Annotated in this window: 10 protein-coding genes; 7 read left to right on the forward strand and 3 right to left on the reverse strand. The window is 46.0% G+C overall.

The annotated features are described in order from the left end of the window. Positions 1 to 9: 9 nt before the first annotated feature. Positions 10 to 396 (reverse strand): hypothetical protein, encoded by a 387-nt coding sequence (locus C7B77_RS17510; RefSeq protein ID WP_106307601.1) that lies wholly within the window; start codon positions 394 to 396, stop codon positions 10 to 12. A gap of 301 nt (positions 397 to 697) precedes the next feature. On the opposite strand from C7B77_RS17510, the gene C7B77_RS17515 reads away from it, so the two are divergent. The 5 genes from C7B77_RS17515 to rsmD all read left to right on the forward strand — a co-directional run bounded on the left by C7B77_RS17515 (position 698) and on the right by rsmD (position 4971). Beyond that, on the forward strand, positions 698 to 1207 hold the full coding sequence (locus C7B77_RS17515; protein WP_106307586.1) for a hypothetical protein: 510 nt from the start codon (positions 698 to 700) through the stop codon (positions 1205 to 1207). Positions 1208 to 1403: 196 nt separating this feature from the next. Next, a complete protein-coding gene (gene hemB / locus C7B77_RS17520; RefSeq protein ID WP_106307604.1) occupies positions 1404 to 2417 on the forward strand; it encodes a porphobilinogen synthase in 1014 nt (337 codons plus the stop codon). Positions 2418 to 2820: 403 nt separating this feature from the next. After that, positions 2821 to 2919 carry a hypothetical protein gene (locus C7B77_RS31730; protein WP_342761361.1) on the forward strand — a complete coding sequence of 33 codons (99 nt, stop codon included), beginning with the start codon at positions 2821 to 2823 and terminating at the stop codon, positions 2917 to 2919. Positions 2920 to 3212: 293 nt separating this feature from the next. Beyond that, positions 3213 to 4226 (forward strand): DnaJ C-terminal domain-containing protein, encoded by a 1014-nt coding sequence (locus C7B77_RS17530; RefSeq protein ID WP_106307589.1) that lies wholly within the window; start codon positions 3213 to 3215, stop codon positions 4224 to 4226. A 121-nt stretch (positions 4227 to 4347) separates the two neighbouring features. Then, positions 4348 to 4971, forward strand: coding sequence for a 16S rRNA (guanine(966)-N(2))-methyltransferase RsmD (gene rsmD, locus C7B77_RS17535; RefSeq protein WP_245894251.1), 624 nt, complete (start codon positions 4348 to 4350; stop codon positions 4969 to 4971). 45 nt (positions 4972 to 5016) lie between these two features. Here the strand turns inward: rsmD and petG are convergent, their stop codons facing one another. Further along, positions 5017 to 5130 carry a cytochrome b6-f complex subunit V gene (petG, locus tag C7B77_RS17540; RefSeq protein ID WP_015161879.1) on the reverse strand — a complete coding sequence of 38 codons (114 nt, stop codon included), beginning with the start codon at positions 5128 to 5130 and terminating at the stop codon, positions 5017 to 5019. Between the two features lie 312 nt (positions 5131 to 5442). Here petG and C7B77_RS17545 point away from each other — a divergent pair, with 312 nt between their 5' ends. Then, a complete protein-coding gene (locus tag C7B77_RS17545) occupies positions 5443 to 5820 on the forward strand; it encodes a c-type cytochrome (protein WP_106307592.1) in 378 nt (125 codons plus the stop codon). Positions 5821 to 6166: 346 nt separating this feature from the next. Here C7B77_RS17545 and C7B77_RS17550 read toward each other — a convergent pair whose 3' ends face one another. Then, positions 6167 to 7558, reverse strand: coding sequence for a sensor histidine kinase (locus tag C7B77_RS17550; protein WP_106307595.1), 1392 nt, complete (start codon positions 7556 to 7558; stop codon positions 6167 to 6169). 237 nt (positions 7559 to 7795) lie between these two features. Here C7B77_RS17550 and C7B77_RS17555 point away from each other — a divergent pair, with 237 nt between their 5' ends. After that, on the forward strand, positions 7796 to 8467 hold the full coding sequence (locus C7B77_RS17555) for a response regulator transcription factor (RefSeq protein ID WP_106307598.1): 672 nt from the start codon (positions 7796 to 7798) through the stop codon (positions 8465 to 8467). Positions 8468 to 8506: the final 39 nt, after the last annotated feature.

The raw sequence follows: 8506 nt of genomic DNA on the forward strand, positions 1-8506 counted from the left end.
CCCATCCACTCATCTACTTCCCGTCTTCAAAGACTGCTGCAATCGGAATAAAGTCGCCGTTTGGTACAGATTGAGAGGGATGAGCGAAATTCCTTCTAGGCGAGATTGAACCCAGCCTTCACCCCAGTACCATTCTTGATAACCATCGACACCTTGACTGAGAATCAGTCGCAAACATTGGGAATTGACCCGATCGACTTGACACTTGACAGTTGCGGGGCCGAAACTAGTTTCAAACTGCGTGCCCACAGTCAGCAGATCCTGACTGGAAAACTTCATCTGCTGGGGAAAAAGCCACTTTGTCAGTGCTGGCGGAGATAATAATCGATCGCGAATCATACTAGGTGTAGCTGGCACTTCAATCCGCAATTCACTTCGTTGGAAATTACCGAGCATGATGAGATAACAATTTTGAGTGTGGATTTTGTAGCCCGCTGCCACGATCGCAAACAATCATCTGGAGTTTTGTGGAATTACTAGCACGGGCTATGTAGTTATATCCTAACGCTAAATTAATTAGTGACTACTAGCTCGCGCCATTCCGTTGGCGAGTTGGCGTTAATAGTCGCAGCCCGACAAACTCCTCAGACTCGATCTCCAATCGGCTAATTTTGGCGAATATCGACTCATTGCTATCTAACTTCTGCGCTATCTAACTCCTGCCCATCTACTAATCTCTAGCCCTGAGGTAAGTTCTATGTTTTATCGTCAGTTTAGTCTATTGGTATTCGCAGTTTTATTGCTGTCTCCCAATCCAGTTCGCGCTCAAGAAATAGAGCCAGATTCATATATATCTGTCGGAAATATTTACATCCAAAACACCAATGATTGGATGATAATTCAAACCCCAAGAATCCAAATCATTACGCCCAAATCAACACAAACACCCCTGTCTGTCGGTCGCGATCGTCATTGGCAGCGCACTCCAGTCAGCGGACGCCGACGCACGTTCTCGCCAACTATTACGCCTAAAAAGATGAATTCGGACTCGCAAACAACTGTAACTACAAATACTTATTCCCGCTCTGGCTCCACTATTCGCAGTACTACTATTCGCAGTTCGAGTAGCAATGGTTCTCACTCGGCGCGGAGCGAGCAACGGCAGTCGATTCAATGCAGTGGTGAAGGAAATTATTCCGTCAGCCAATCAACCTCTACCATCAACGGACGCACGGTGAGCGCGCGAACTTGGACTAGTTGTGATTAGGGAGTTAGGAGTTGGGAGTTGGGAGTTGGGAGTTGGGAGTAGAAAACACAATTACTACACTCTATCCACTATCCACTATCCACTATCCACTATCCACTACCCACTACCCACTCCCAACTCCCCACTAACTTGATAAATTGAAGCTCGATCGTATTTTTCGCTATAATCAGTGGCTACTGCGATCTACTTATATATTATGTCTCGCCCCCATCCTGAGTCCGATCCACTCTCACTTACCAGACGTCCCCGCCGCCTGCGTCGCAATCCTAGCATCCGCAGCCTGGTAAGCGAAACTCAACTTAGTGTTGACGATCTGATTTATCCGATGTTTGTCATGGAAGGGGAAAATCAGCGCGTAGAAATCGCCTCCATGCCAGGTTGTTATCGTTACACACTCGATCTGCTGCTCAAAGAAGTTGCCGAGCTATATACATTAGGCGTTAAAGCTATCGCCCTATTTCCCGTCGTCTCCGAGTCGAAAAAAGATGACAATGGCACCGAAAGCTATAATCCTGAAGGATTGGCACAGCAGACTGTCAGCGCGATTAAAGCCCAAACTCCAGAGACGATCGTCATTACCGATGTCGCGCTCGATCCCTTTACCACTCACGGACACGATGGCGTCATCGACGAAAATGGTGTCATCCTCAACGATGAAACCGTCGCCATCCTGATTAAAATGGCCGTGTCCCAAGCCCAAGCAGGCTGCGATATGGTGGCACCTTCAGATATGATGGACGGACGAATTGGGGCGATTCGCAAGGCTTTAGACGCCAATGGCTTTACCGATGTGGGCATTTTGGCATACTCTGCTAAGTATGCTTCGGCTTATTATGGGCCATTCCGCGATGCATTGGACTCCGCACCCAAATTTGGCGATAAGAAAACTTACCAAATGGATCCAGCTAACGCTCGCGAAGCATTGGAAGAAGTCGCACTCGATATCATCGAAGGTGCAGATATTGTTATGGTCAAACCTGCCTTGGCATATTTGGATATCATCCATCAAGTCAAAGCCAACTGCAACGTCCCAGTTGCGGCTTATAATGTCAGTGGCGAATATTCTCTGATCAAGGCTGCCGCTCAACTCGGTTGGATCGATGAGAAGAAAATCATCATGGAGACTTTATTGAGTATCAAGCGTGCTGGTGCCGATCTAATCCTGACTTATTTTGCCAAAGATGTCGCGTTAATTTTGCATCACAAATAGTGGTAGCGATCGTCTGGTAACATTCCAGTTGCAGTTTATAGAACCTATTTGAGATCTTTTCAGAAGGGATCGATAGGTAAATATTGCTGGGGAAGGGCAGGTTTGCGGCACGCATATCTGCTAAGGTAGAGGCTTCGCCAACGCTGGGTTTCCCACCAAGCACCTATCGATACAGAACAAACCCACCCTCCCCACTAGACTAGAAGATCTCAAATGGGTTCTATAATGTCAGTGGGGAATATTCGCCGATCGAAGTTGCCGCCCAACTCGGTTGAATCGAGAAGCAGAAAATCATCATGGAGACTTTATTGAGGATCGAGTGAGCTGGTGCCGATCCGATCCTTACTTATTTTGCCAAAGATGTTGCGTTAATTTTGCATAATAAATAATGGTAGCGATGGTTATGGAGACTTTGCTGAGTATTGAGCGTGCGGGTGCTAATTTAATCCCGACTTATTTTGCCAAAGATGTCGCGTTAATTTTGCATAATAAGAATAAGTAGACGATGGAGTATAACCGATCTCCATCTGCACTCTATGAAATACGATCTTATGCGTGCGTCCCGACTTTCGCACGGTAGAGAGCGATAAACTTTGTAGTCAACAAGGGCATAATGAAGTAACGATTACCTCGCGGTGGGGTTCGATCGACGGCAAAAGTTCTCTCTAGCTACTCTCTCGATCTGCCAAAACGTCCGGATACCGAACGTTTTGGCAGATCGCCCTCTTGATTTGCTGTCCCCGTCGGGGAACCCGACGAGCGCAAATCGCTATCCAATAGCCACTAACTCAGAATATGGCAGCGACAAATTTTCGAGACTACTACGCGCTCTTAGGGGTAAACAAGAACGCCAGTGCGGATGATATCAAAAAAGCCTATCGGCGGCTAGCACGTAAATATCATCCCGATCTCAATCCAGGAGATAAAACTGCGGAAGCAAAATTCAAAGAGATTACTGAAGCCAATGAAGTGCTCTCGGATGTCGATAAACGCACTCAGTACGACAGATTCGGTCAATACTGGAAACAATCCGAACAACCCCGTGCCAATAATACTACTACTCGATCGACCCCTGGCGCGACTCCCGGTACCACTCGACCTGGCGACTTTAACACGGTTGATTTCGGTCAGTACAATAACTTTGATGATTTTGTTAACGAGTTATTAGGTAGATTTAATAATTCTGGCACTCCAAATCCTGCTGCTGGCAAAGCTGCTGGAGCAGAGAATTTTACTACCAATGCTAGCACCAGTAGTAGCACGAATAATCTCGGCGGCGATCGCGAAGCCACGATTAGCCTTTCGCTCACTGAAGCCTACAAAGGCGTCCAAAAGAGCTTCAATCTCGGTACGGAAACGATCAAGGTGCGCATTCCTGGTGGTGCCAAAGCTGGCAGTCGGATTAGAGTACGCGGCAAAGGAAATATCAATACCTACAACAAACAACGCGGCGACTTATACCTAACTGTCGAATTGCAACCCCATCCCTTCTTCCGACTAGAGGGAGAACAACTCATCTGTGAAGTCCCAGTTACCCCCGACGAGGCCGTTCTAGGTGCCCAAATTGAGATTCCGACCCCAGATGGCATGGTGACGGTTAACGTGCCTGCTGGCGTCCGATCGGGGCAATCTCTGAGACTGCGCGGTAAAGGTTGGGCCAACCCTCGCGGCGAACGTGGCGACCAACTAGCAAAGATTGTGATTGCAACACCCAAGAGTATCAGTCCTGCCGAGCGCGAACTGTATGAAAAAATCCGGGCGGCTCGTACTTTCGATCCGCGCAATCATTTCAATCAGGTGATGTTGTAGTGGAGCGGGGAGTTAATTAGTCGATCGTTGATAGTTGATAGCGACGTGTACATCTGGGGGTGCCCCTTGTGGGTACCTAAGGGTTGTAGCAGTAATAAGTATTTATGAATTGGTGCAAGATGTGAGTATTAGAATCTATGGCAATCGGGAGCTAAAAACCTTGCCGGGACTAGAAACTCGACCTACACCCGCGCGCGTCCGACAGGCTTTATTTAACATCTGGCAAGGATCGATCGCCGATTGTCGGTGGTTGGATCTGTGTAGTGGTAGTGGAGCAATGGGTGCCGAGGCATTGTGTCGAGACGCCAAAATTGTCGTCGGCATCGAACGATCGAATGCCGCTTGCCAGATTATCGAGCAAAATTGGGCTAAAGTCGCAGGTACCACCCAAACATTTCAACTCCTGCGATCGGATGTAGTTTCAGGATTGGCACGTCTCGACGGCCAAAAGTTCGATCGGATTTATTTCGATCCGCCCTATGCTGGCGACTTATATCAGCCAGTCTTAGCCGCGATCGAGCGTTATGAGTTACTGGCTATCAGCGGAGAAATAGCAGTCGAACATAGTCCTAACCCACAGATAAGTAATTTACCCACCTCTTTACCGACACTCGAACTCTGTCGTCGCAAAGATTATGGCAATACCGCTGTGTCTTTTTATCAGATCAAGGATGTAGATGATGAGACGGGAGACGGGGAGAAGGGGAGAGGGGGAGACTGGGTGAGCCTAAAACCTAAAACCTAAAGCCTATTCCCTATCCCCTAAAGCCTAAAGCCTAAAGCCTAAAGCCTAAAGCCCAATTTGATTGCCGCGCTTGTACTGCATGTAGGCTGCTGCAAACAAACCGCTGAGGGTAATGAAAACTAAGCCCAGAACGATTCCAGATAGTAAAGGTTCGACCACGACATTAAAACTCCGTAACTAATTAAAATAAGTCCCTCTAGCGTATCGGTTTTAGGGCGATCGATGCAAGGTATCAAGCGCAGTTAGCATTGGGGCTGCAATTACTTTGTAATATTTGGGTCTAAGCTGGCGATCGTGCCGACTCAGACTGACCTGTAAAACTTTACAATACGAGAAAAAGCTTAAGATATTTAAGAAATGTATACGAAATCTTAAATTTATGGATACACTGTTAAATGCACGGATGAGCCTTAGTGCGAGATCTGTGTTTTTTAGAATCCTTAATTTATATCAATTTATAGCAGGCTCGTCTTGGATATCCGACTACCAAAACTCAGACAAACATCGTGGCAACAGATTGGATTGCCGATCTTGACATGCTTGACGATCTGTTTGGTGGCGATCGTCGGTTGGTACTCGCTCCGAGAATCCAATCCCTATACTACCAGCGTATTGGCAAAAACGGGCGATCCAACTTTGGGACATGCCATCTTTCAGATTAATTGCAGCGGCTGCCACGGACTCGATGCCAGTGGCCGCGTAGGCCCCAGTCTGCGCGACATCTCCAAGCGCAAATCTCCTCACAGTCTGATCGAACAAGTCACCAGTGGCAACACGCCACCCATGCCTCAATTTCAGCCCAGTCCGCAAGAGATGGCCGATCTGCTCAGTTATTTGGAGACACTTTAGAGCATTGAGAATTGCGGATGCGCTCTCTCGTCTCACTTCCATTTACGCGAAATTCCCTCGCTGTGGTTTGGGGTCGGCAGCATTCTAGTTTTCTGGGGATTGTTATCAATTGCTAGATCGGCAAATCGATCGTCAGTTCGTGCGGACTAAGTGTCAGAAAAGCATGGTTGTTTTGGCATTGCAGAACTGATGTATGAAATGCCCTGAAATCGAAGGTAGATACTGTCTTGAGTGAAACACATGCGGAGGGAACCTCCGCGTGATTTCACTCGCTTCATGAATTACCCCTACCTTCAATTTCAGGGCATGTCTCAAAGATAAATTATACCTGAATTCAGTAACGCCGTTATTTTGTAGTTTGAGTGCTAAGTTTTTGCGGAATTTTGACGGTAAAAGTCGTACCTTCGCCAACTTTACTTTCTACAAAAATCTCCCCTTGATGCAAGTCCACACACTTTTTAACTACCGCTAAACCCAACCCGGTTCCGACGATATTCTCTACATTATTAGCGCGAAAAAATGGTTCGTAGAGATTTGCTTGAACTTCTAAGGGAATGCCAATTCCTCGATCTTCGATCTGAAAAATATTTACATTAGGTTCGCATTTTAGAATAAACTTAACAGTGCCACCTTGCGGTGAATATTTAAGAGCATTAATCAGTAAATTACTCAAAATTGAATATAGTAATCTTTCATCTAATCTCGCGTGGGGACAGTAACTGTGACTGATAAACTCGATCGCGTGACTCGGCTCGTCACATAGCTTAATATCTTCAATTAAATTGATACAGAAGCTTTCGACATCCATTAAGTTTGCATTAAACTCCAGTTTACCTGCTTCTGCTCTGGTTAAAGTCAAAATATCTGTCAACAACTGATTCATAGAGCGAGCCGAAGATTGAATGCGCTCTAAATTGATGAATTTTTGCTCGTGAGTCCACTGTCGATCGTCATCTGATAGTAATTGTGCCGAACCCAAAATAATACTCAACGGAGTGCGAAATTCATGGGAAACCATTGAGAAAAATCGCAACTTGAGTTCGCTGAGTTCCCGTGCTTGGGCTAATGTCTCTTGCTGCGCTTCTGCCCGATCCCGTTTGAGCGTTTGGCGATAAACTAGTGCAAACATCCCAAACAGAATTGCAAAGCTGAGCAAGGTACTGAGAACTTCAATCGGGATTCGATAAGAGGTATTTAATTGAGATCGTTCGACTAAATATTGAAGAGACTGCTCTCGATCGATCCGCATTTCCGTAATTAATTGCTGAATTTGGAGACGATTTTTTTGATTTTCAGTCAGCAGCCTCGACTGCTCTATTTTAAGATCGGGATTTTGGCGATTTAAAGAAATAGATCGATCGGATAGATCGAATTTCTGAGCGATTAAATATCTTAACCGAGTAAGTTGCTGCTGGTGAATCGGCGTCTTACTCCACTGCTCCAATCGATCGATCTTTGGCTTGATATTTTTAGCTGCAACTTGATAACGCTGCAATTCCGTGAGATCTTTAAATAGAAGATAGCCCCGACGCCCAGACTCAGCATCTGCTAAAATTGACATAATATCGGTGAGATTGCTAAAAACCTTATGAGTGCGTTCTACCCTAGCGGCACTTTCAATTAGTTCGGTGGCATTATGATAGGAAATTAAACTCGTCAGACCAGTCAAGCATAAAGCAATACTAAATCCAGTTGCAATTAATTTGTTCTCGCTCGACCAGTGAATTTTTTTAAACATCTTTAGATTAATTGATAATTGATAATTGAGAATTGATAATTGGGGTTTTAAGACGGATGTTTCAACTCCGTCTTAAAAAGCGGATTCATTTTCGGACGGGTTTCCCGTCCATGAAAATGAACCAAGCACAATCTGCCTCAAGGCAGTGGCTTTACCCCATGTTATTTGGTAATTATTTAAGTAATCGATCGCCTCAATTATTAATGCTCGAATAATCGGCTAATAACACTTTAAGTTATGCGTATTTTAGTAGTAGAAGACGATCTGCGATTGGCGGCAATGTTGAAAGAAGCATTGACAGCTAAACAATACGTCGTAGAAGTTGCAGCAGATGGAGAAGCAGCATGGGAGTGGGTGCAAGTAATCGATTTTGAATTAATCGTCTTAGACGTAACTTTGCCGAAACTAGATGGCATTGGTTTTGCCCAACGCTTGCGATCGCATCGTTACAGTTTACCCGTACTGATGTTGACTGCCCGCGATACGCTCGTGGATAAAATCGCAGGTTTGGATGCAGGGGCGGATGACTATTTGGTCAAACCTTTTGAAATGCCAGAGTTAATGGCCAGAGTTCGCGCGCTCCTGCGGCGAGGTAGTGCCGAATCCCTGTGTTTATCGTGGGGCAGTCTGACTGTGAATCCTAGTACCCACGAGGTCAGTTATGACAACACTCCGGTATATCTCACGCCCAAAGAATACGCCTTGTTGGAATTGCTCGTTTCTAATGGTAGACGGATTATGAGTCGATCGGGAATTATCGAGCGGATTTGGTCGCTAGAAGCCGCTCCTACAGAAGATACCATCAAATCTCACATTCGTGGTTTGCGACAGAAATTGCGCGATGCTGGCGCGCCTGACGATTCGATCGAAACGGTACATGGATTGGGCTACCGTCTCAAACAAGTTTAGGTGTTGCTGGATTCGAGGAGATGGGGGTGGGGAGCGGGG

It is taken from the genome of Chamaesiphon polymorphus CCALA 037, from assembly GCF_003003845.1.
In the GTDB taxonomy this organism is placed as follows: domain Bacteria; phylum Cyanobacteriota; class Cyanobacteriia; order Cyanobacteriales; family Chamaesiphonaceae; genus Chamaesiphon; species Chamaesiphon polymorphus.